Source organism: Paracoccus sediminis, assembly GCF_900188295.1.
Lineage (GTDB): Bacteria > Pseudomonadota > Alphaproteobacteria > Rhodobacterales > Rhodobacteraceae > Paracoccus > Paracoccus sediminis.
In genome coordinates, this window is sequence record NZ_FZNM01000006.1 from 70,283 (window position 1) to 92,752 (window position 22,470).

At 65.0% G+C, this 22,470-nt stretch carries 19 protein-coding genes; 11 read left to right on the top strand and 8 right to left on the bottom strand.

All coding sequences use genetic code 11. The features are described 5' to 3' along the window. The 6 genes from fdhF to CHB77_RS10300 form a co-directional block, all read right to left on the bottom strand. On the bottom strand, window positions 1–2,934 hold the full coding sequence (gene fdhF / locus CHB77_RS10275) for a formate dehydrogenase subunit alpha (protein ID WP_089388119.1): 2,934 nt from the start codon (window positions 2,932–2,934) through the stop codon (window positions 1–3). Then, entirely contained in the window at window positions 2,931–4,448 is a 1,518-nt protein-coding gene (locus CHB77_RS10280) for a formate dehydrogenase beta subunit (RefSeq protein ID WP_089388120.1), read from the bottom strand. The genes fdhF and CHB77_RS10280 overlap by 4 nt, the downstream gene beginning before the upstream one ends. After that, on the bottom strand, window positions 4,445–4,921 hold the full coding sequence (locus CHB77_RS10285) for a formate dehydrogenase subunit gamma (protein WP_089388121.1): 477 nt from the start codon (window positions 4,919–4,921) through the stop codon (window positions 4,445–4,447). Before CHB77_RS10285 ends, CHB77_RS10280 begins: the two co-directional genes overlap by 4 nt. Before the next feature lie 88 nt (window positions 4,922–5,009). After that, a complete protein-coding gene (locus CHB77_RS10290; RefSeq protein ID WP_089388122.1) occupies window positions 5,010–5,897 on the bottom strand; it encodes a LysR family transcriptional regulator in 888 nt (295 codons plus the stop codon). Continuing rightward, complete coding sequence (locus tag CHB77_RS10295) at window positions 5,894–9,016, bottom strand: efflux RND transporter permease subunit (protein WP_089388123.1); 3,123 nt, start codon at window positions 9,014–9,016, stop codon at window positions 5,894–5,896. Before CHB77_RS10295 ends, CHB77_RS10290 begins: the two co-directional genes overlap by 4 nt. A gap of 29 nt (window positions 9,017–9,045) precedes the next feature. Further along, on the bottom strand, window positions 9,046–10,251 hold the full coding sequence (locus CHB77_RS10300; protein WP_089388124.1) for an efflux RND transporter periplasmic adaptor subunit: 1,206 nt from the start codon (window positions 10,249–10,251) through the stop codon (window positions 9,046–9,048). A gap of 198 nt (window positions 10,252–10,449) precedes the next feature. Here CHB77_RS10300 and CHB77_RS10305 point away from each other — a divergent pair, with 198 nt between their 5' ends. Both CHB77_RS10305 and CHB77_RS10310 read left to right on the top strand, forming a co-directional pair. Further along, window positions 10,450–10,776: a DUF1330 domain-containing protein gene (locus tag CHB77_RS10305; RefSeq protein WP_089388125.1), complete on the top strand. Its 327-nt coding sequence runs from the start codon at window positions 10,450–10,452 to the stop codon at window positions 10,774–10,776. A gap of 77 nt (window positions 10,777–10,853) precedes the next feature. Beyond that, the gene (locus CHB77_RS10310) at window positions 10,854–11,603 is read left to right on the top strand and encodes a WecB/TagA/CpsF family glycosyltransferase (RefSeq protein ID WP_089388126.1); all 750 of its coding nucleotides are present in this window, start codon (window positions 10,854–10,856) and stop codon (window positions 11,601–11,603) included. Here CHB77_RS10310 and CHB77_RS10315 read toward each other — a convergent pair whose 3' ends face one another. Further along, complete coding sequence (locus tag CHB77_RS10315; protein WP_089388127.1) at window positions 11,604–12,281, bottom strand: sugar transferase; 678 nt, start codon at window positions 12,279–12,281, stop codon at window positions 11,604–11,606. A gap of 350 nt (window positions 12,282–12,631) precedes the next feature. Here CHB77_RS10315 and CHB77_RS10320 point away from each other — a divergent pair, with 350 nt between their 5' ends. The 9 genes from CHB77_RS10320 to lexA all read left to right on the top strand — a co-directional run bounded on the left by CHB77_RS10320 (window position 12,632) and on the right by lexA (window position 21,475). After that, window positions 12,632–13,825 (top strand): toxic anion resistance protein, encoded by a 1,194-nt coding sequence (locus CHB77_RS10320; RefSeq protein WP_089388128.1) that lies wholly within the window; start codon window positions 12,632–12,634, stop codon window positions 13,823–13,825. Window positions 13,826–13,839: 14 nt separating this feature from the next. After that, window positions 13,840–14,850: a DUF2927 domain-containing protein gene (locus CHB77_RS10325; protein WP_089388129.1), complete on the top strand. Its 1,011-nt coding sequence runs from the start codon at window positions 13,840–13,842 to the stop codon at window positions 14,848–14,850. A 65-nt stretch (window positions 14,851–14,915) separates the two neighbouring features. Then, window positions 14,916–16,031 carry an SPFH domain-containing protein gene (locus tag CHB77_RS10330; RefSeq protein ID WP_089388130.1) on the top strand — a complete coding sequence of 372 codons (1,116 nt, stop codon included), beginning with the start codon at window positions 14,916–14,918 and terminating at the stop codon, window positions 16,029–16,031. Between the two features lie 3 nt (window positions 16,032–16,034). Then, a complete protein-coding gene (locus CHB77_RS10335) occupies window positions 16,035–17,270 on the top strand; it encodes a TFIIB-type zinc ribbon-containing protein (protein ID WP_089388131.1) in 1,236 nt (411 codons plus the stop codon). A gap of 12 nt (window positions 17,271–17,282) precedes the next feature. Next, complete coding sequence (locus tag CHB77_RS10340) at window positions 17,283–18,194, top strand: carbohydrate kinase family protein (RefSeq protein WP_089388132.1); 912 nt, start codon at window positions 17,283–17,285, stop codon at window positions 18,192–18,194. Window positions 18,195–18,235: 41 nt separating this feature from the next. Beyond that, on the top strand, window positions 18,236–19,027 hold the full coding sequence (trpC, locus tag CHB77_RS10345) for an indole-3-glycerol phosphate synthase TrpC (RefSeq protein WP_089388133.1): 792 nt from the start codon (window positions 18,236–18,238) through the stop codon (window positions 19,025–19,027). After that, a complete protein-coding gene (gene moaC / locus CHB77_RS10350) occupies window positions 19,024–19,497 on the top strand; it encodes a cyclic pyranopterin monophosphate synthase MoaC (RefSeq protein WP_089388134.1) in 474 nt (157 codons plus the stop codon). The genes trpC and moaC overlap by 4 nt, the downstream gene beginning before the upstream one ends. Next, on the top strand, window positions 19,494–20,672 hold the full coding sequence (locus CHB77_RS10355) for a molybdopterin molybdotransferase MoeA (RefSeq protein WP_089388135.1): 1,179 nt from the start codon (window positions 19,494–19,496) through the stop codon (window positions 20,670–20,672). Before moaC ends, CHB77_RS10355 begins: the two co-directional genes overlap by 4 nt. Window positions 20,673–20,773: 101 nt before the next feature. Further along, window positions 20,774–21,475, top strand: coding sequence for a transcriptional repressor LexA (gene lexA / locus CHB77_RS10360; RefSeq protein WP_089388239.1), 702 nt, complete (start codon window positions 20,774–20,776; stop codon window positions 21,473–21,475). A gap of 15 nt (window positions 21,476–21,490) precedes the next feature. Here lexA and hemC read toward each other — a convergent pair whose 3' ends face one another. Beyond that, window positions 21,491–22,432, bottom strand: coding sequence for a hydroxymethylbilane synthase (gene hemC / locus CHB77_RS10365; RefSeq protein ID WP_089388136.1), 942 nt, complete (start codon window positions 22,430–22,432; stop codon window positions 21,491–21,493). Between the last annotated feature and the right edge of the window lie 38 nt (window positions 22,433–22,470).

A 22,470-nucleotide genomic window follows, 5' to 3' on the forward strand; every position in this document is an offset into this window, starting at 1 on the left:
CTACTCCGCAGCCGTCAGGATCCGGCGGGACCGTTCGGCTTGCTCGCTGTAACGTTCCTGCCAGTCGGTCGGCCCGTTCGAAGGACTGACCTGCACCGCCGTCACCTTGAATTCGGGACAGTTCGTGGCCCAGTCGGAAAAGTCGGTCGTCACCACGTTGGCCTGCGTCGCGGGATGGTGGAAGGTGGTATAGACCACCCCCGCCGCCACCCGGTCGGTCAGGGTCGCCCGCAGCGTGGTTTCGCCCGCGCGCGATGCCAGCCGAACCCAGTCGCCATCCTTGACGCCGCGCTGTTCGGCGTCGTGGGGGTTGATCTCCAGGATGTCCTCGGGGTGCCAGGCGACGTTGTCGGTCCGCCGGGTCTGGGCGCCGACGTTGTAATGGGCCAGGATCCGGCCCGTGGTCAGCAGCAGCGGAAAGCGCGGGCCGGTGCGCTCGTCGGTCGCCACATATTCCGTGACCATGAAATGCCCCTTGCCCGACACGAAGCCATCGACATGCATCAAGGGCGTGCCGTCCGGCACGGATTCATTACAGGGCCATTGGACTGACCCTTTCTCCTCCAGCACGTCATAGGTGACGCCGGCAAAGCTGGGGGTCGTCGCGGCGATCTCCTCCATGATCTGACGGGGATGGGTATAATGCCAGGCCGCGCCCCCCGTTTCCTTCAGCAAGGCATTGGCCAGAAGCTGCGTCACCTCCCAATCCTCATAACCGTTGCGGGGCGCCATGACCTTGCGGACACGGTTGATGCGGCGTTCGGCATTGGTGAAGGTGCCGTCCTTTTCCAGAAAGGTCGATCCCGGCAGAAAGACATGGGCATAGTTCGCGGTCTCGTTCAGGAACAGGTCGTGGACGATCACGCACTCCATCGCCGCAAGCCCGGCCGCGACATGATGGGTGTCGGGGTCCGATTGCAGGATATCCTCGCCCTGACAGTATAGGCCCTTGAAGGTGCCCTCCACTGCCGCATCCAGCATGTTGGGGATGCGCAGGCCGGGTTCGGGGTCGATCGCGCAGTTCCAGGCCTTTTCAAAGATCGCGCGGACATCTGGCAGCTTGACGTGGCGATAGCCCGGCAGTTCGTGCGGGAACGACCCCATGTCGCAGGCCCCCTGCACGTTGTTCTGCCCCCGCAGCGGGTTCACACCCACGCCGACCCGGCCGATATTGCCGGTCAGCATGGCAAGGTTGGCGATGCCGATCACGGTGGTCGATCCCTGGCTGTGCTCGGTCACGCCCAGGCCGTAATAGATCGCGCCATTGCCGCCCGTGGCATACAGCCGCGCCGCCGCGCGCAGATCGGCGGCGGGAACGCCGGTCAGCAGTTCCACGTTTTCGGGCGCATGGCGCGGGTCGCTGACGAAATCGACATAGAACTGGAATTCGTCCCAGTCGCATCGGGTGCGGATGAAGTCCTGGTCGAACAGCCCCTCGGTCACGATCACATGCGCCATCGCCGTGACCACGGCAACGTTGGTGCCGGGCTTCAGCGGCAGGTGATACTGCGCCTCGACATGAGCGGATCGCACGATGTCGGTGCGGCGGGGATCCACCACGATCAGCTTTGCCCCGTCGCGCAGACGTTTTTTCAGGCGGCTGGCAAAGACCGGATGGCCGTCGGTCGGGTTGGCGCCGATGATGACCACCACATCGGCCTGTTCGACCGAATCAAAGTCCTGCGTTCCGGCGGATGTGCCATAGGTCTTGCCCAGCCCGTATCCGGTCGGCGAATGGCAGACGCGCGCGCAGGTGTCGGTGTTGTTGTTGCCAAAGACCGCGCGGGTCAGTTTCTGGACCAGATAGGTTTCCTCGTTGGTGCAGCGGCTGGAGGTGATGACGCCCACCGACTTGCGGCCGTATTTCTCTTGAATGCCCTTCAGCCTGGCGGCGGCGAAGGCCATCGCCTCGGGCCATTCGACCTCGCGCCACGGCTGGTCGATGCTGTCGCGGATCATGGGCTTCAGGATCCGGTCCTTGTGCTGGGCATAGCCATAGGCGAAGCGGCCCTTGACGCAACTGTGGCCCCGGTTGGCCTTGCCGTGCTTGTAGGGGACCATGCGCACCAGCTGGTCGCCGTTCAGTTCCGCCTTGAAGCTGCACCCCACGCCGCAATAGGCGCAGGTGGTGATGACCGACCGTTCGGGCGTGCCAAGCTCGATCACCGATTTTTCCTGCAAGGTCGCGGTCGGGCAGGCCTGCACGCAGGCGCCGCAGGACACGCAGTCCGAGGTCAGGAAGCTGTCCTCGGGCGTGCCCGCGCGGACGCGGCTGTCGAAACCGCGCCCCTCGATGGTCAGGGCGAAGGTGCCCTGCACTTCCTCGCAGGCGCGGACGCAGCGGGAACAGACGATGCACTTGGCCGGGTCAAAGGTGAAATACGGGTTGCTTTCATCCTTGGGAACATAATGCGCATTCACCCCCGCCCCGTCGCGTCGGGCAAAGTGGTTCAGCAAGGTGCGATCCTCGGGCGCCTGATAACGCACGTCGCGCAGGCCCACGGCCCCCGCCATGTCCTGCAATTCGCAATCGCCATTGGCCGCGCAGGTCAGGCAATCCAGCGGATGATCGCTGATGTACAACTCCATCACGCCCTTGCGCATCCGGCGCAGCTTGTCGGACTGGGTGTGGACGACCATGCCTTCGGTGACGGGGGTCGTGCAGGACGCGGGCGTGCCGCGACGGCCCTCGATTTCCACGACGCACAGGCGACAGGAACCGAAGGCCTCCATGTTGTCGCTGGCGCACAGCTTGGGGACCATGATCCCCGCCTCGGCGGCGGCGCGCATCACAGAGGTGCCTTCGGGCACGGTGATGGCGAAACCGTCCACGGTCAGCGTGACCGGCAGGCCGACCTTGGCGGGGGTGCCCATGTCGCGGTCGTCGTGCGGTTCGGCGCCCGGCGGGTATTGGGGGATGATGAAGTCTCTCATTCGGCTGCCTCCTGCAAGGTGGCGAAATCGTCGGGGAAATGGGTCAGGGCGGACATCACCGGAAACGGCGTGAAGCCGCCGAGCGCGCACAGCGATCCGTCCTTCATCGTCTCGCACAGGTCGGTCAGCAGCGGGATCGCGGCGGGATCGCCCTGGGCGATGCGGTCAATGGTTTCGACGCCGCGCACGGCGCCGATCCGGCAGGGGGTGCATTTGCCGCAGGATTCGACGGCACAGAACTCCATCGCGAAACGGGCCATGCGCAGCATGTCGGCGGTGTCGTCGAACACCACCAGCCCGGCATGGCCGATCAGCCCGCCCTGGCTGTCGAATTCCTCGTATCCCATCGGCGTGTCGAATTTGGATACCGGCATGTAGGCGCCCAAGGGGCCGCCGACCTGCACGGCCTTGACCGGGCGTCCGCTGGCGGTGCCGCCGCCTATGTCGTTCACGACCTCGCCCAGGGTCATGCCAAAGGCCGTTTCGAACAGCCCGCCGCGCCTGACATTGCCCGCGATCTGCAAGGTCACGGTGCCGCGCGACCGGCCCAGGCCGAAATCGGCGTAATGCTGTGCGCCGCGTTCGAAGATCACCGGGACCGTCGCCAGCGAGATCACGTTGTTCACGACCGTCGGCCGGCCCAGAAAGCCCTGAAGCGCAGGCAGAGGCGGCTTGGCGCGTACGGTGCCGCGCTTGCCCTCCAGACTGTTCAGCAGGCTGGTTTCCTCGCCGCAGACATAGGCGCCCGCGCCGGTCCGAACCTCCATGTCGAAGGCGCGACCGGAATCCAGCACGTCAGGCCCAAGCAACCCCCGCTGGCGCGCGATCTGGACCGCCTGCGTCAGGACGTGGATGGTATCGGGATATTCCGACCGCAGATAGACATAGCCGCGCGTGGCGCCGACGCCTAGGCCCGCGATCGCCATCCCCTCGATCAGGGAAAACGGATCGCCCTCGATTATCATGCGGTCGGCGAATGTGCCGCTGTCGCCCTCGTCGGCATTGCAGACGATGTATTTCTGCGGGGCTTCCGCCTCGGCCACGGTCTTCCACTTGATGCCGGTGGGGAACCCTGCCCCGCCGCGTCCGCGAAGGCCGCTGTCGATGACCTCTTGCACGATCCGGGCCGTGGTCATGCCGATGGCGCGGCGCAGGCCGACCAGACCGCCATGCGCGGCATAATCGTCCAGGTCCAGCGGATCGGTCAAGCCGCAGCGGGCAAAGGTCAGGCGGGTCTGGCGGGCAAACCAGTCGATGTCCTCGACGCGGCCCAGGCCGTTCAGCTTGCCGTCCAGCAGATCCGGCACCTGGTCGGCGGTCACGTTTCCGTAACCAATCCGGCCCTCGGGCGTGTCGATCTCGACCAGAGGCTCCAGCCAGACCATGCCGCGCGTGCCGTTTCGGACGATCCGCACGTCCACGCCACGCGCCTGGGCCTGCTGCGCAAGCGCATCGGCCACCTCGTCGGCGCCAAGCGCCTTGGCCGCGCTGTCCAGGGGAACGAAAATCCTCATGCGCCCGCCTCGGCCAGGATGCGGTGCATGCGGGCCTCGTCCACCCGGCCAACGACCTTGCCATCGACCATGGCGGCGGGGGCGCAGGCGCACATGCCCAGACAGTAGACCGGCTCTACCGTCAGCGCACCGTTGGGCGTGGTGCCGTGCCAGCCGATGCCCAGCTTTTGCAGCGTGGATTGCGCAATCGCATGGCCGCCCATCGCTTGGCAGGCCTCGGCCCGGCAGATCTTAAGGACGTGGCGCCCGGTCGGATGGTCCCGGAAATCGTGATAAAAGCTGATAACGCCGTGCACCTCGGCCCGGCCAAGGTTCAGGATGTCGGCAAGCACCGGAACGGCGCCCTGCGGCACGAAACCCCAGACATCCTGCACGGCGTGAAGCATCGGCAGAAGCGGCCCTTCCAGCGAGGCAAGCGGCATGACGACGCCACGGATCTCCTCCTCGGTCGGGGCTGGCGCATGGACATGCATAGGCTGGCCTTTCAACGGTCTTTCGGAAACCATCTAAGCAGGCGGAACAATCCGAAATCAATATCGTTGTTCCGTCGATTGATAGAAACTATCTATCGTCCACCATGCGCCGCGCTTCGGCCAGCAAGGCCTCCAGCACCGGCGTGTGCGGTTCGCGCCACGGCGCCACCAGACCGACCGAATGGCTGGCCCCCGCGCCGTCCAGGGGGATCATGCGCAGCAGCTTTCCCTGTGTCAGAAAGGCGGCGATGTCTTCGGGAAGAATGGTGATCCAGCCGCCTTCCAGCACATGTGCGACCAGAACCACGGTCGAACTGGATTCGACCGTGGCCTGCGGGGCCACGCCCGCCTCGATCAGGTTGCGGTTGATGATCCGGCGGTTCTGCATGTCGCCCGTCAGCAGGCACAGCCGATGGCCCGCCAGATCCGCCCAGGCGATGCGGTCCTGCCCGGCCAGGGCCGCATCGGGGCCGCAGACCAGCATGTAGCGTTCGTCATACAGGCTGACCGTGCTGACCCGGCCCAGCGGTTCGTTGTCCAGATACGAGATTCCTGCATCCACATCCAGATCGTCGATCATTTGCAGGATCTCGACCGAGGTGCGCGACAGGATCGTCATGCCGACATTCGGGTGGGCGGCCCCGAACCGGGCGCTGATCCGCGCGGCCCAGGTCAGCGCCGTGGGAATGACGGCGATGCGCAACTGGCCCGACAAGCCATGACGGGTGGCCCGCATCTCCTCTCGCAACTGACGGGTGTCGCCGACGATGCGCCGCGCCCAGACCAGGGCCGACTGGCCCTCGGGCGTCAGCCCGCCGAAACGCGATCCACGAAAGACCAGCAGGACGCCAAGCTGCTCCTCAAGCTGCTTGATGCCCGCTGAAAGCGTGGGCTGGGTGACGCCGAGGCTGGCGGCGGCGCGGCCGAAATGGCGTTCCTTGGCGACGGCCAGGAACATTTCCAGCTTGTCGATCATTCGGCGGGCGCGGCGGCGGTATCGTCCATCCGGTCCTTGCGGCCCAGCAGGCGGCGCATCAGGACATAGAACAAGGGCGCGAACAGAATGCCCATCACGGTCGAGGCGATCGTGCCGCCGATCACCGTGGCGCCGATGGCATTCCGGCCGTTCGCCCCGGCCCCCGATGACAGCAGCAGCGGCAGCACGCCCAGCGTAAAGGCAATCGATGTCATCACGATGGGGCGGAACCGCTGGCGCGCGGCCTCGATCACGGCCTTGAACAGGGGAACGCCGGATTCGGACTGTTCGCGCGCAAATTCGACGATCAGGATGGCGTTCTTGCCGGTCAGACCGATCACCGTCAGCAGACCGACCTGAAAGAACACGCCGTTGTCGAACCCGCCAAGATACGCGCCCGCAAGCGCGCCCAGAACGCCGATGGGCATGACCAGGATGACGGCCAGCGGGATCGACCAGCTTTCGTACAGCGCGGCAAGACACAGGAACACGGCGGCCAGCGACATGGCGTAAAGCAGCGTCGTCTGATCGCCGGATTCCTGTTCCTCCAGCGACAGGCCGGTCCAAGCGACGGCAAAGCCCGGCATTTCGGACACGATCCGTTCGACCTCGGCCATGGCATCGCCGGAACTGACGCCGGGGGCGGGGGCGCCCTGGATTTGCATGGCCGGGATGCCGTTGTACCGGTTCAGCCCCTGGGGGCCGAAATTCCAGTTGCCGATCGAGAAGTTCGAGAAAGGCACCAACCCGCCCCCGGCGTTCCTGACCCGCCATTTGTCAAAATCGGACGGCGTTGAGCGCGATCCCGCGTCGCCCTGGACATAAACGCGCTTGATGCGTCCCCGATCCACGAAGTCGTTCACATAGACGCCCGTCCAGGCGACCTGCAACAGGTTCGCCACGTCGGTCGCCGTCACCCCCATGGCGCCGGCCTTCCGCCAGTCGATGTCCAGCCGGAACTGCGCCGAATCCTCCAACCCCGACGGGCGGGCCTGCGCGATCAGCGGGCTTTGCGCAGCCATGCCCAGAAACTGGTTTCGCGCCTCTAGCAATTGTTCATGCGATTGCCCGCCGCGAGCTTGCAGATAGAAATCGAAGCCCGACACGTTGCCCAGTTCAATCACCGAAGGGGGCACGATGGGAAACACCATCGCGTCCTGAATGCCGCTGAGCGCGCCAAAGGCCCGGCCCGCAACCGCCTGCACCGATTGGGACGGGTCGGGGCGTTCGTCCCAATCCTTCATCCGCACGAACGCGATGCCGACGTTCTGCCCCTGCCCCGCAAAGCTGAAACCCACGACGCCGAACATCGAATCGACCGAATCCTTTTCCTGATTCAGGAAATAGTCCTGAACCTGATCGATCACCGCGCCGGTCCGTTCGGCCGTGGCGCCGGTGGGCGCCTGGATCAGCACGAACATGATCCCCTGATCCTCGTCCGGCAGGAAACCTTCGGGCGTGCGCAGGAACAGCAGCACCATGGCCGCGCCGATCCCGGCATAGACCAGCAGCATCCGCAGCGGACGGTGCACCATCCAGGCCACGGCGCCGGTATATCCGTTGGTCGTGCGGTCGAAATTGCGGTTGAACCAGCCAAACAGGCCGCGTCTGGCGTGGTGATCCTTGGCGCGCAGCAGCGTCGCGCACAGCGCGGGCGTCAGGGTCAGCGCGACCAGGACCGACAGGGCCATTGCCGACACGATGGTGATCGCGAACTGCTGATAGATCACCCCGGTCGATCCGCCGAAAAACGCCATGGGCACGAAGACCGCCGACAGGACCAGGGCGATGCCAACCAGGGCGCCGGTGATCTGGCCCATGGACTTGCGGGTCGCCTCGCGGGGGGAAAGACCCTCCTCCTCCATGATCCGCTCGACGTTTTCGACGACGACGATGGCGTCGTCCACAAGCAGGCCGATGGCCAGAACCATGGCCAGCATGGTCAGCGTGTTGATGGTGAAACCAAAAGCCGCCATGATCCCGAAGGTACCCAGCAGGACGATGGGAACGGCCAGGGTCGGTATCAGCGTGGCGCGCCAGTTCTGCAAGAAAACGTACATGACGATGAAGACCAGCACGATGGCTTCGATCAGCGTCTTGACGACTTCCTCGATGGAGATCTCTACAAAGGGCGCGGTGTCGAAGGGGATGACGTATTCGACCCCCTCGGGAAAGAATTCCGCGAATTCCTCCATGCGTTGCTTGACGCGGTCGGCCGTGTCCAGGGCGTTCGCGCCGGGCGCCAGCGACAGCGCCATGCCCGATGCCGGCCGTCCGTTATAGGTGGCCTCGGTGGCATAGTTTTCCGACCCGACCTCGACCCGTGCCACATCGCGCAACAGGACGAGGCCGCCGTTCTCCTCGGCCCGCAGCACGATCTGGCGGAAATCCTCGGGGGTGGACAGCAGCGACTGCGCCGTGACGGTCGCGTTCAGCTGTTGCCCCTGATTGGCCGGAAGCGCGCCGAAGGCCCCGGCCGAGATCTGGGTGTTCTGCGCCGACACCGCCGCGACCACGTCGCCGGGCGTGATCTCGTAGGAGGCCAGCTTGTCGGGATCCAGCCAGATGCGCATGGCATAGGGCGATCCAAAGACCTGGACGCTGCCCACGCCCTCGACCCGCGACAGGTCGTCCACGAGGTTCGAGAACATGTAGTCCGACAGGTCGGTCTGGTCATAGTCGTCGTTGCCGATCAGGCCGATGACCATCAGGAAGCCTGCCGTGGATTTCTCCACTACGACGCCCTGGCGCTGCACGGGTTCGGGCAAAAGGGGCGTGGCCTGCGACAGCTTGTTCTGGACCTGCACCTGGGCGATGTCCACGTCCGTGCCGGTTTCGAACGTCAGCGTGGTCGATGAATCGCCCGCCGATGACGAACTGGAGGAGATGTAGCGCAACCCGTCCAGGCCCGTCATCTGCTGTTCGATGACCTGCGTCACCGTATTCGAGATCGTGTCGGCCGACGCGCCGGGATAGATCGCCCGGATCGTGACCGAGGGCGGCGCGATCTGCGGGTATTGCGCGACCGGCAGCGACAGGATCGACAGGATCCCGATCCCCATGATGATGATCGAGATCACCCAGGCGAAAACCGGACGGTCGATGAAGAAACGGGCCATGATCTGTCACGCCTTGCTTGTCAGGGTCGTCATTCGCCCGATGCGGGCGCTGCGTCCGGGGCTGCCGCCTCGCCGGTGGCGGGCTGTTCCTGCGCGGCGTCCCCGCCCTCGGCACCGCGTTCCTGCGCCACGACCGTCGCGCCCGGTGCGATCCGTTGCAGGCCGGCCACCACGATGCGGTCGCCTTGTGCCAGACCGTCGGTCACGACCCACTGGTTGCCGCGGTCCTGCGCAATCTCGATCACGCGTTCCTCGACCACGTTCTGATCGTTGACGACCATGGCCAAGGGGCGCCCGCGCCGATCGCGGCTGACGCCTTCCTGCGGGGCAAGGACGGCGTCTTTCAACTGGCCTTGGGGGATGTCGGCCAGAACGAACATGCCGGGCAGCAGGAAGCCGTCGGGATTGGCGAACTCCATCCGCAGGGTGATGACGCCGGTGGTTTCGTCCACGCGCGGTTCGGCCGCCGTCATCGACCCGGTATGTTCATAAGTGCTTCCGTCGGCCAGGCGCAGCGTCACGGTGCGGTCGGTGCCTGCGGGCAACGCGGCCTCTGGCCCCATGCGCTGCCATCGCAGGATTTCAGCCGCGGATTGGGTGACGTCCACGCGTACCGGGTCGATGCGCCGGATGACGGCCAGGGGCGTGGCCTGGCCCGCCGTGACCAACGCGCCGGGGCTGACCTGGGCCAGACCGATCACCCCGTCGATGGGCGCGGTGATCGTGGTGCGGTCCAGATCGATCTGGGCGGCCAGCAACTGCGCCTCGGCCGCCTTGACAGCAGCTTCGGCGGCGTCGCGGGCGGCGATGGCGCTGTCCTGGGTCTGTTCGCTGGCCACGCGGCGGTCGCGCAGCGCCACGACGCGATCAGCCTCGCGCCGGGCGGCATCGGCCTGGGCCTGGGCCTGGGCCTGGGCCGCCTGGGCCTGGGCCACGGCGGCCTCGTAGGTCCGGGGGTCGATGCGGTACAAGGGATCGCCTTCCGCGACCGGGCTGCCCTCATCGAACAGACGCTCGACGATCAGGCCGCCGACCTGCGGACGCAGTTCCGCCTCGGCCGAGGGGAGCACGCGGCCCGGCAGACTGGAGGTCAGGGTGATGTCCTGAACCGCCAGGGTCACGACGGTAACGGCCGGGGGCGGCATTTCTCCTCCGGGCGCCTGGGCGGAAAGGCTGGCCGGAAACGCCGAAACGACCATGCCGGCAAGAACAAGAAATCGCTTCAGCGTCACCATGCTGTCCGTCCGTGTGGATTAAGTGCCGGTTCTGACGTCTGCCTGTCGGTTCAGGCAGTTCGCCGCCGCTCACGCTATCGTCAAGCGAGCGGAAGGACAACGGGTGCGATGCAGATCCGCGCGCCGTTCGACGATCCTTGCCGGATGCCTTTTGAACGGGCACTGTGATGGACGTAAACCCAACAACGCGAGGATCCCATGGCAGCCTATCTGATCGCGGACGTGAAGGTGACGGACGATTCCTGGGTGCCCGATTACGCCGCCCGTGTGCACGAGATCGCCGCCAGGCACGGCGGTCGCTATCTGTCGCGATCCGGCAACGTGGATACGCTGGAAGGCAAGCCCCTTGGCGGCACCCTTGTCGCCCTGATCGAGTTTCCGTCCAAGGACGCGGCTCGGGCGTTCGCCGCCGATCCCGAATATGCCCCCTTCGGCGCCGCGCGCAAATCAGGCAGCGTCAGCAACTTTCACCTGATCGATGACACGGATCTGGCAGGCGGCATCCCCTATTTGCCGAAAGGTTGATCCATCGCATTGCCGCGATGGCCTAAAGGTGCAAGGAACGGGCACGGCGCCTTGGCCGTCTGGTTTCGGAACATCTGATGCGTTTTGCCTATGGCCCGGCCCTGATCCGGGTGAACATGCCCGACCGGCCGTCCCTGCTGGCCGAGGTGACGCGGCGGTTCCGCGCGGGACAGGGCTTCGCGCTGGCGACCATCAATCTGGATCACCTGGTCAAGCTGCGCCAGGATCCGGCGTTCTGCACGGCCTATGCCGCCCAGGATCTGGTGGTCGCGGACGGAAACCCCATCGTCTGGCTGTCCCGTCTGGCGCGGCGCCCGGTGGGCCTTGTGACGGGTTCCGATCTGGTGATCCCCCTGGCGCAGATCGCGGCGGCCGAAGGTGTGGGCATGGCGCTGGTCGGAACCACCGATGCCGCTTTGGACGCCGCCGCCGCCGAAATTGTCCGGCTTGTTCCCGGTTGCCGGATCGATCTGCGGATCGCGCCGCCGATGGGGTTCGATCCTGACAACAACGACGCACGGAATCTGTTGCGCAAGGTTCAGGACAGCGGCGCCCGGCTGTGCTTTCTGGCGCTGGGCGCGCCCAAGCAGGAACGGCTGGCCGCACGCGGACGGCAAGAGGCCCCGGATGTGGGCTTTGCCTCGATCGGCGCGGGGCTGGACTTTCTGGCGGGCAATCAGACCCGCGCGCCGGAATGGGTCCGAATGATTGCGATGGAATGGGCGTGGCGGATGCTGTCGGCGCCCAAACGGCTGGTGCCCCGATATGCCCGCTGCGCAGCCATCCTGCCGACCGAAGCGGTAGCGGCGCTGAAACAGCGTCCCTGATTAGCAGCCGGTCCGGCCCACCACGACCGACACGGTGCGCATCAGGATCGCCACATCCTTGGAAAAGGACAGATCGTTTTCGTAACGGTCATCGTACCAGGCTCGGGCAGCAAAGGTCGTGCCGTTGCGCCCCGACGTCTGCCAGAATCCCGTGATGCCGGGACGCAGACGATAATATCCGTCGCCCGAATACAGCTCCTGCTGATCGGGCATCATCGGACGCGGTCCGACCAAGCTCATGTCTCCGGTCAGCACGTTCCACAACTGCGGCAGCTCGTCCATCGAACTGGCCCGCAGCAGACGGCCAAAGCCCGTAACGCGAGGATCGTGGCGCAGCTTTTGCGTGGTGTTCCATTCCGCGTGCGCTTCGGGGTTCTGGGCCAGGTAATCGCCCAGCCGCTGGTCGGCATCGTGAACCATGCTGCGCAGCTTCCACATCCGGAACATGCGCCCGTCACGGCCGATCCGCTTCTGCGCATAAAAGGGACTCTTTCCATCCGTCATAATAATCAGCGCCAGCAACACGACCAGCGGCAGCACCACAGGAGAGGCCAGCAGGACCATCAGCATGTCCAGCGGACGCTTTATCAGGCTGCGATACAGCCAAGGGCGCGATTTGTCGTTGGAAAGGGCGCCCGCGACACGGGCCAAAGCGACCGTCTGAAATTTAACCGACATCTTTACCTGCACATCACTGAAAAGAGCCCCGGACCGGTGGGGCGTTCACTGGCAACCCCAAAAACATAGCACCCCCGCAACGCGCTGAGTATCGATAAAGTTTGATTCAATTGGTTAATTAATTGTCGTTTTGGATAGTTTGTCTGGATCGGCCGCCCTGTCGCGGTGCCGAACAGGGTCGCAACAACCGTTGCGGGACGGATTCCGGGGTTCACGGGCGCGCCGATTCGTGTGGCAGGCGCTTTTCCGGCAACCGGATCGCCTTTCGTGTCGCCATTCGGTTGAACTGCGCCGGTTTCTGCCTATGCTGCGCCGCAATACCCTGCCCCCCAAGGGATACAAAATACGCCATGACCGACGAAACCCGCCGCCGCGCCGAGGATATCCGTACCGAGATCGAGGATCTGACCTCGACAGCGTTGCCAGAGCCACGATCGGATCCCTTGTCCGCGCAGGCATCCGATCCCCAGCTTGCCGCCGAGATCCGACGCCGCATGGATGAAATCGACCTGACCGATTCCGGATCCATCGTGCGGTTCGGCACGCGGGCGCAGGCGGGCTTGCAGGAAATCAGCCAGAAGATGCTGGCCGATGTCAAAAGCAAGGAGGTCGGTCCGGCCGGCGAAAGCCTGCGCAGCATCGTGACGACGATCCGCGGCTTTTCGACCAGCGAACTGGACATGCGCCGGACCCGCAGCTGGTGGGAAAGGCTGCTGGGCCGGTCCGCGCCCTTTGCCAGGTTCGTGGCCAATTACGAACAGGTCCAGACCCAGATTGACCGCATCACGGTGGAACTGGATCGGCACGAACAGACGCTGCTGAAGGACATCAAGGCGCTTGATCTGCTGTATGACCACACGCTCAAGTTCTATGACGAACTGGCGCTGTACATCGCCGCAGGCGAGAAAAAATTGCAGGAACTGGACCGCACGGCCATCCCGGACCTGGAGGCCAGGATGCGAGCGGCATCGGAAGACGATCAGGTCATGGAGGCCCAGGCGCTGCGCGACCTACGCGCCGTGCGCGACGAGCTGGAACGGCGTGTCCACGACCTGAGGCTGACGCGACAGGTGACGATGCAGTCCTTGCCCTCGATCCGGCTGGTGCAGGAAAACGACAAGTCGCTGGTGACAAAGATCAATTCGACGCTGGTGAACACCGTCCCGCTGTGGGAAACGCAACTGGCGCAAGCGGTGACGATCCAGCGCAGCGCCGAGGCCGCGCGCGCCGTCAAGGAAGCCAGCGACCTGACAAATGAGCTTTTGACCCGCAACGCCGACAACCTGCGCCAGGCCAACGTCCAGATCCGCACCCAGACCGAACGCGGTGTGTTCGACATCAATTCGGTCAAGGCCGCCAATGCCCAACTGATCGCCACCATCGAGGACAGCCTGCGCATCGCCGACGAAGGCCGCACCCGCCGCGCCGCCGCCGAAAGCGACCTGACCAAGATGGAGGCCGACCTGCGCGACACGCTGGCCCGCGCGACGGCCCAGCGGCAGGATAGCCGTGCCCTTCCGACGGCGACGACGACGCGGCAATGACGGGGCAAGGATCGATGTTCCGGCCGGTTCTGCTTCTGCTGGGACTGCTGGCCGTCGCCGCCTGCCAGGCGCCGGAGCCGGCCCCGCCGCCGATCCCGGAACCGCGTCCCCTGGCCCGTCCGGCCAAACCCGTTCCGTCGCAAGAGGATCTGCGAAAGGCCCGCGCCCAACGCAATCGCCAGGCCAATGCCGCAGCGGCCCAGGCCGTGGTCATGGCAAGCGCCACCAGCACCGAGCAGCGGGATTTCTATGCTCGCGCCGAACGGTCCCTGCGCGATCAGGGCAGACTGCGGCGCGACCGCATACCACAAGATGCGCCGGTCGACGCCGAAACGCTGACCCGCAATTTTCTGGCAATCGCGTTGCGGGATGAATACGCCCATGGCGGCATCCAGACAGGCGGCGGCGGCGCGGCGGCCCCTTTGAGGCGCTGGCAGGATCCGGTTCGGTTGCAGATCGAATTCGGCGCCTCGACCGATGTCGCGACAAGGCGCGTGTATCGGGTTGAAACTGGCGAATTCGCATCGCGTCTGGCAGCGGCGACGGGACATCCGGTCATGCAGACGGACAGCGGCGGCAACTTCATCGTGATGGTCCTGTCCGATGACGAACGCCGCGCCATCGGGCCGCGCCTCGCCCAGCTTGTGCCGGGGATTCCCGCACGGGACATCGCGGTGATGCAGGATCTGGACGCCGACAACTTCTGCACGGTGTTCGCCTATTCGCGCGGCGCCGTCCCGGTCTACTCCAACGCCGTCGCCCTGATCCGGGCCGAGCTTCCGCCCCTGCTACAAAGTTCCTGCATCCACGAGGAATTGGCCCAAGGCATGGGGCTGGCCAATGACAGCCCCGACGCCCGTCCGTCGATCTTCAACGACGACGAGGAATTCGCCCTGCTGACCCGGCACGACGAACTGCTGCTGAAAATCCTGTACGATCCCCGCCTGCGCCCCGGCATGTCCGCGCCCGAGGCCGAACCGATCGTCCGCCGGATCGCCTCGGAACTGCTGGCGCAAAGTCTCTGACTGGCGGCTTGCGTGGCGACGGGGCATGGCCGCATACAGGGGCATGACATCCCGAGGAGGCGGACATGGCGATCTTCGACATCCTGGGCGGAGAGTTCATCGAGATCATCGAATGGACCGACGACACGCGCGACACGATGGTCTGGCGCTATCCGACGGTCGGCAACGCCATCAAGTACGGCGCCAAGCTGACCGTCCGCGAAGGCCAGACCGCGGCCTTCGTGCACGAAGGCCAGCTGGCCGACACATTCGGCCCCGGCCTGTATCTGCTGGAAACCAACAACCTGCCCGTCCTGACACGGTTGCAGCACTGGGACCACGGCTTTCGCAGCCCCTTCAAGTCCGAGATCTATTTCGTCAACACGACGCGATTCAACGACCTGAAATGGGGCACCCGGAATCCGATCATGGCGCGCGACCCGGAATTCGGCCCGGTGCGTCTGCGCGCCTTTGGCACCTATTCGCTGCGCGTCACCGATCCCGGACGCTTCATCACGGAGATCGTCGGCACCGACGGCGAATTCACGCGCGACGAGATCGCGTTTCAAATTCGCAACGTGATCGTGCAGGAATTTTCTCGGGTCATCGCGGAATCAGGGATCCCGGTGCTGGACATGGCCGCCAACACGGACCAACTGGCCAAGCTCGTCGCCACCGCCATTGAACCCACAATCAGCGCCTATGGCCTGACCATCCCTGAATTCTATATCGAAAACATCAGCCTGCCGCAGGAAGTCGAGAAGATGCTGGACAAGCGCACCTCAATGGGAATTCTGGGCGATCTGGACCGTTTCGGCCAGTATGCGGCAGGCGAGGCGATGGTGAATGCCAGCCAGAATCCCGGCGCGGCGGGCGCGGGCGTGGGTGCCGCCATGGGGGCCATGCTGGGTGCCGGCATGGCGGGCCGCCCGTCATCGGGTCCATGGGGCAATGTTCCGCAAACCGGGCCGGGCACACCGCCCCCTGTGCCCCAGGGGTATGATGCCGTCTGGCATGTGGCGCTGAACGGACAGGCGGAAGGGCCTTACGGTCGCACTCAGCTGGAACGTCTCTCGGCCGAGGGACGCTTTACCCGCGACACGCTGGTCTGGACACCCGGCCAGGACAATTGGCGCAAGGCAAGCGAGATGACCGAATTGGCCGCCATGTTCCCCACCATGCCGCCGCCCCTGCCCGGCTGAGCGATGCCGACCCCGCAGACGGAACACCGCTATCCCTGCGACCGGTGCGGGGCCAGCCTGCGCTTTCAGCCGGGTCAGCAGGTGCTGATCTGCGACTGGTGCGGGCATCGCCAGACCATCGGCCAAGGCCCGGCCCGCCAGACCCAAGGCGGATCCGAGGGCAAGGACGCGATCCTGGCCGATCCCGAAACCGGGCGGGCGCTGCAATGGGACGCAGGCCACAAATCGCCCGAACTGCGGGAAATCCCGTTGGAACAGGGCCTGCGGCTGGACGCGGCGTGGGATCTGGCGGCAACGGTGCGGCTGCTGTCCTGCCCTAATTGCGGCGCGCAGATGGAGGTCGGCGACAGGATCCATGCGACGGCCTGCCCGTTCTGCGCCACGCCGGTCGTCACCGATACCGGCACCAGCCGCAAGATCAAGCCGCAAGGCATCATGCCGTTCCGCCTGACCGAGGATCAGGCCCACCGCGCCATGGAGGAATGGCTGGGCAATCTGTGGTTCGCGCCGTCGGGACTGATCGCCTATGCCCGGCGCGGACGGCGGATGCGCGGCGTCTATTCGCCGTACTGGACCTTTGACGCCCGGACCCGGTCCAGCTATGCCGGGCAACGCGGCGATCATTATTACGAAACGGTCTGGGTCACGCAGCAGATCGATGGCCGCAGCAAGCAGGTCGCCCGTCAGGTCCGGCGCACCCGCTGGCGCCCCGCGCAAGGCAGGATCGCGCGCGATTTCAACGATGTGCTGGTGCTGGCTTCGGCATCTCTGCCACGCAAATTTTCGGACGGGCTGACGCCATGGGATCTGTCGCACCTGCGGACCTATGCCCCCGATTATCTCGCGGGTCTGGAGGCCGAGGCCTATACCATCCCGCTGGCGGATGGCCACAAGACCGCACGGTCGGAAATGGCGGGCGTGATCCTGAACGATGCCCGGCGAGACATCGGCGGCGACGAGCAGCGCGTGGACCGGATCAGCACCGATCATTTGGACGAGACGTTCAAGCATGTCCTGCTGCCGGTCTGGACCGCCGCTTATCGCTATAACGGCAAAAGCTTTCGCTTTGTGGTGAACGGCCAGTCGGGCCGTGTCATGGGCGAACGCCCCTGGTCCGTGTGGAAAATCGCTGCGGCGGTCATTGCCGGACTGGTTGCGCTAGCGGCTTTGCTGTATCTGGCCGATGCAGGGGGCTATATCGACCTGAATGCGGGCGATGTCGTCATTCAGGGATTTTGAGGGAGGGGTTCGATGATCCTGTGCGCTGGCGAATCGCTGATCGACATGGTGCCGGACAATGGCTGCTTCCGGCCCTTGGCGGGCGGGTCCGTCTATAACACCGCCATCGCGCTTGGCCGTCTCGGCGAACCGACGGCCTATTTGTGGCCGATCAGCCGCGACCCCTTTGGCGAGGTATTGCTGCGCCCCTTGGCCGAGGCTGCGGTGAACACCGACCTTTGCCCCAGGACGGATCGCCTGACGACCTTGGCGATCGTCACGCTGGTCGGCGGCGAGGCCCGGTATTCCTTTTACGACGAAGGCTCTGCCGGACGGATGCTGCGGCCCGAGGATCTGCCTGCCCTGCCCCAGGACGTTCAGGCGATTTTCGCGGGCGGGATCAGCCTGGTGCCGGATCCCTGCGGGGCCGCCATCGAATCGCTGATCGAGCGGGACGGCGATCGCCTGCCGGTCATGCTGGATCCGAACATCCGGCCGTTCTTCATCGACGATACGGATGCCTATCGCGCGCGTCTGTCCCGCCTGATCGCGAAAGCCGACGTCGTGAAGCTGTCCGGTGACGACCTGGAATGGCTTTTCCCCGCCATGCCGCCCGAGGATGCGGCACGCAAGGTCTTGGCCCAAGGCCCGCGGATCGTCCTGCAAACCGGAGGCGCGGCAGGCGCGCGCGCGCATTGGCGGGGTGAAACGGTCGTCGCCCCGGCGATCCGCACCACGGTCGCCGATACCATCGGCGCGGGCGACACCTTCAACGCCGGTGTTCTGGCCAGCCTGCGCCGCCAGGGCATCCTTTCCAAGGTCGGCTTGGCAAGCATCACAAAGGATCAGATCGCCACCGCTTTGGGCCTTGGCGCAAAAGCCGCTGCGATCACTGTGTCCCGACCGGGCGCGAACCCGCCCTGGGCACACGAAATGTCCTTCTGAACGCCCTTTCCGAACGGGGGCCGGAACGTTAGAACCGCGATATGGATATTCTTGACCGGATCAAGGCCTACAAGCTGGACGAAATCGCCGCCGCCAAGGCCGCGCGTCCGCTGGCCGACATGGAAGCCGCCGCCCGCGCGGCCTCAGCCCCCCGCGGCTTTGCGCGCGCCCTGTCCGAAAAGGCGGCGACCGGCCCCGCGCTCATCGCCGAGATCAAGAAGGCAAGCCCGTCCAAGGGTTTGATCCGCGCCGATTTCGACCCCCCGGCGCTTGCCCGCGCCTATCAGGCAGGCGGGGCCGCCTGCCTGTCGGTCCTGACGGACGCGCCCAGCTTTCAGGGTGCCCCCGAATTTCTGGCCGCCGCCCGCGACGCCTGTTCGCTGCCCGTCCTGCGCAAGGATTTTCTGTATGACCCCTATCAGGTGGTCGAGGCTCGGGCTTGGGGCGCTGATTGCATCCTGATTATCATGGCCTCGCTGGATGATGCGCAGGCTCGGGATCTGGAGGACGCCGCGGCCGAATGGGGCATGGATGCGCTGATCGAGGTCCACGATGTCCATGAACTGGATCGGGCGCTGCGCCTCAAGTCTGTCCTGATCGGTATAAACAATCGCAATCTCAAGACCTTTGACCTGACACTTGATGTCACGCGAGAACTGGCGCCGCAGGTGCCGCCGGATCGGCAAATCGTGTGTGAAAGCGGTCTGTTCGCCGCTGTCGATCTGGCGGCCATGATGCAGGTCGGTGCGCGGCGCTTCCTGATCGGTGAAAGCCTGATGCGTCAGCACGACGTTGCTGCGGCAACCCGTCGGATCCTGGATTTGGCCGCATGAGCCTGACCCATTTCGATGCCGCCGGTCAGGCCCACATGGTCGATGTGTCCGGCAAGCCCGTCACGACGCGCGAGGCTGTTGCCCAAGGCAGTGTGGTCATGTCCCCCGCGACGTTGGCCTTGGCGCAGGCCGGCGCGAAAAAGGGCGATGTGCTGGGCGTGGCGCGTCTTGCAGGAATCATGGCGGCAAAACGCACGGCGGATCTGATCCCCCTGTGTCATCCCCTACCGATCACCAAAGTGGCTCTGGACCTGATTGCCGATGACGCTCTGCCCGGCATCCGCATCACCGCCACCGTCCGCACCACCGGCCAAACGGGGGTCGAGATGGAAGCCCTGACCGCCGTATCCGTCGCTTGTCTGACCGTTTATGACATGCTGAAGGCGGCCGAAAAGTCCATGATGATCGAGGGGATAGGCCTGGTTCGAAAGACTGGCGGAAAATCAGGTCATTACGAGAAGAAGCCGTGATTTCGGTCGACGATGCCTTGGCGCAGGTGCTGCAATTGGCGCCCACGCCGGCGGCCGAGCAGGTTCCGCTGGAAAAGGCCTTGGGCCGTGCCCTTCTGGAACCGGCTATCTCTCGGATGACCCAGCCGCCGTTTCCGGCCTCGGCCATGGATGGCTATGCGATCCGGCAGGACGAAGCGGCAGGCGCTCTAGTCGTAATCGGCGAATCCGCGGCCGGGCACCCCTTCACGGGTGTCTGCCGCCCCGGCACGGCGGTCCGCATCTCAACCGGGGCGGTTGTTCCGCCCGGATACGACCGGGTCGTCATGCAGGAAAACGTAACCCGGAACGGCGACACCATCACGATGACGGATCTGTCGGGAGGCGACAATATCCGGCCTGCGGGGGATGATTTCCATGCGGGCGACCACCTTGCCCCACATCGGAGGCTGGGTCCGGCCGACCTGGCTTTGCTGGCCGCCATGAACGTTCCAGTCGTGACTGTCGCGCGTCGTCCCCGCGTGGCGATCGTTGCGGGTGGCGACGAATTGACACGGCCGGGAACCATGCCTGCGCCCGGCCAGATCATCAGTTCCAACGATCTGGCCATTGCCGCCCTGGCCCGGCAGGCGGGGGCCCTGCCGACCATCTTGCCGCTTGCCCGCGATACCGGCGACAGTCTTCGGGCCGGATTCGAGGCTGCGGCGGACGCCGATCTGCTTGTCACGATCGGCGGCGCGTCGGTCGGAGACCATGACCTGATCGGCGCTGTTGCGGCCGAAATGGGCCTGCACTGCGTGTTTCACAAGGTCGCCATGCGGCCCGGCAAGCCGTTGCTGGCCGGACACATCCGGCGGACCCCGATGATCGGCCTTCCAGGAAATCCCGTTTCCGCAATTGTTTGCGGCCTGTTGTTCGTGGAACCTCTCATCCACGCAATGCAGGGCCTTTCAGGGGTCCGAACCCTGTCCAAGGCCCGTCTGGGGTGCGACCTTGGTCCCGAAGGCAACCGGCAACATTATCTGCGTGCCTCCCTTGCGGACGGAGCCGATCTTCCGGTCATCCACCCGTTTGCAAGCCAGGATTCGGCCCGTTTGTCGATCATGGCCCAAGCCGATGCCCTGTTGGTGCGTCCCGCCGAGGATCCTGCCCGCAACGTCGGCGACATCGTGAACTTCATTCCTCTTCCTCGCTGAGCGTTAACCGAATTTTCAGCTCTCGGTGTTCTGTTCATTGACGCACATCCGCTTGTGCGATAGAACAGATACGGAACAAGATGATGTCGGGAACGAACGCCATGCTGACCAAAAAGCAGATCCAGCTTTTGGATTTCATTCAGAAGCGAATGGCCCGCGATGGCGTCCCCCCGTCTTTCGATGAAATGAAGGACGCCCTTGACCTTCGATCAAAGTCGGGGATCCACCGGCTTGTGACGGCGCTGGAGGAGCGGGGCTTCATCCGCAGGCTGCCGCATCGCGCGCGCGCGCTGGAGATCGTGCGCCTGCCCGAGGCCTTGGCCGATGCGACCGAAACCAGGCCCGGATTCACCCCGCGGGTCATTGCGAATGCCAAACCGCCCCGCCCGCGCGGCGCCATTACCATCGTGGACAGCCCGGCAGTTGAACTGCCGTTGATGGGCCGCATCGCCGCCGGCGTTCCGATCGAGGCTATTTCCGAAGTTTCGCATCATGTGTCCGTCCCCGGCACGATGCTGACGGGACGCGAACATCACTACGCTTTGGAAGTTCAGGGCGATTCCATGATCGAAGCGGGAATCAACGACGGCGATGTCGTCGTGATCCGGGAACAGGACACGGCCGACAACGGCGACATCATCGTTGCGCTTGTCGATGGCCACGAGGCCACGTTGAAGCGGTATCGCCGCCGAGGCGGCATGATCGCCCTCGAGGCGGCCAATCCGGCTTATGAAACCCGCATCCTGCCCGAGGAGAGCGTCCGCATTCAGGGGCGCCTGGTGGGTCTGATTCGCAGTTACTAAAAACGGCGCGAAAGGTCACGAAGGTTCGAAAAATCCCGGTCCCGCCTGATCCAGCAGGTCTTCGGCAAGATCTGCGCCCATCGCTGGCCCATCGGAAATCTCGCCTTCGCGATAGCCGCTGATCGCCGCCGATCCATCTGGCCGCAAGATTTCCCCGCGCAGCAACAGCTTGTTCCCGTTGATGCCGGCCAGCCCTGCGATGGGCGTCTGGCAAGACCCGTCCAGCCTGGTCAGAAAGGCGCGCTCTGCGGCAATGCGCTGTCCCGTCTCGACATGATGGATGGCAGACAGCAAGCCGGCCGCAGAGACGTCGTCTTTCCGCCGTTCCACCCCGATGGCCCCCTGGGCGATGGCAGGCAGCATCTGGGCCGGATCGATGGCATCGCGGGCGACATGCAGCATTCCCAGTCTGGACAGTCCCGCCATGGCAAGAAAGGTCGCGGCGGCCACGCCATCGTCCAGTTTCTTCAAACGTGTCTGCACGTTGCCACGAAATTCGACCAGATGCAGATCCGGCCTGCGATGCGCAAGTTGCGCACGCCGCCGCAGGCTGGAACTGCCGACCACGGCGCCCGCAGGCAGATCCGCAATCGATGCGGCAATGGGGCTGACGAACGCATCGCGCACGTCCTCTCGGGGCAGGAAGCAATCGATGACGAGACCGTCCGGCTGGATCGTCGGCATGTCCTTCATCGAATGGACGGCGATGTCGATCTGCCCCGCCAGCAAGGCATCCTCGATTTCACGGGTGAACAGACCCTTTCCGCCGATGTCCTTGAGAGGCCGGTCCGTGATCCGGTCGCCGGTCGTCTTGATGACCACGATCTCGAATGCCTCGGACGGCAGGCCGTGTGCGGCAGCAAGGCGGTCGCGGGTTTCGCGCGCCTGGGCAAGCGCCAGCATCGAGCCTCGGGTGCCGATTTTCAACGGGCGGGTGGTATCGGGCAATTGCATCATGGCCTTCGCATAGCGGGCGGCACCTTGCTTGACAACGC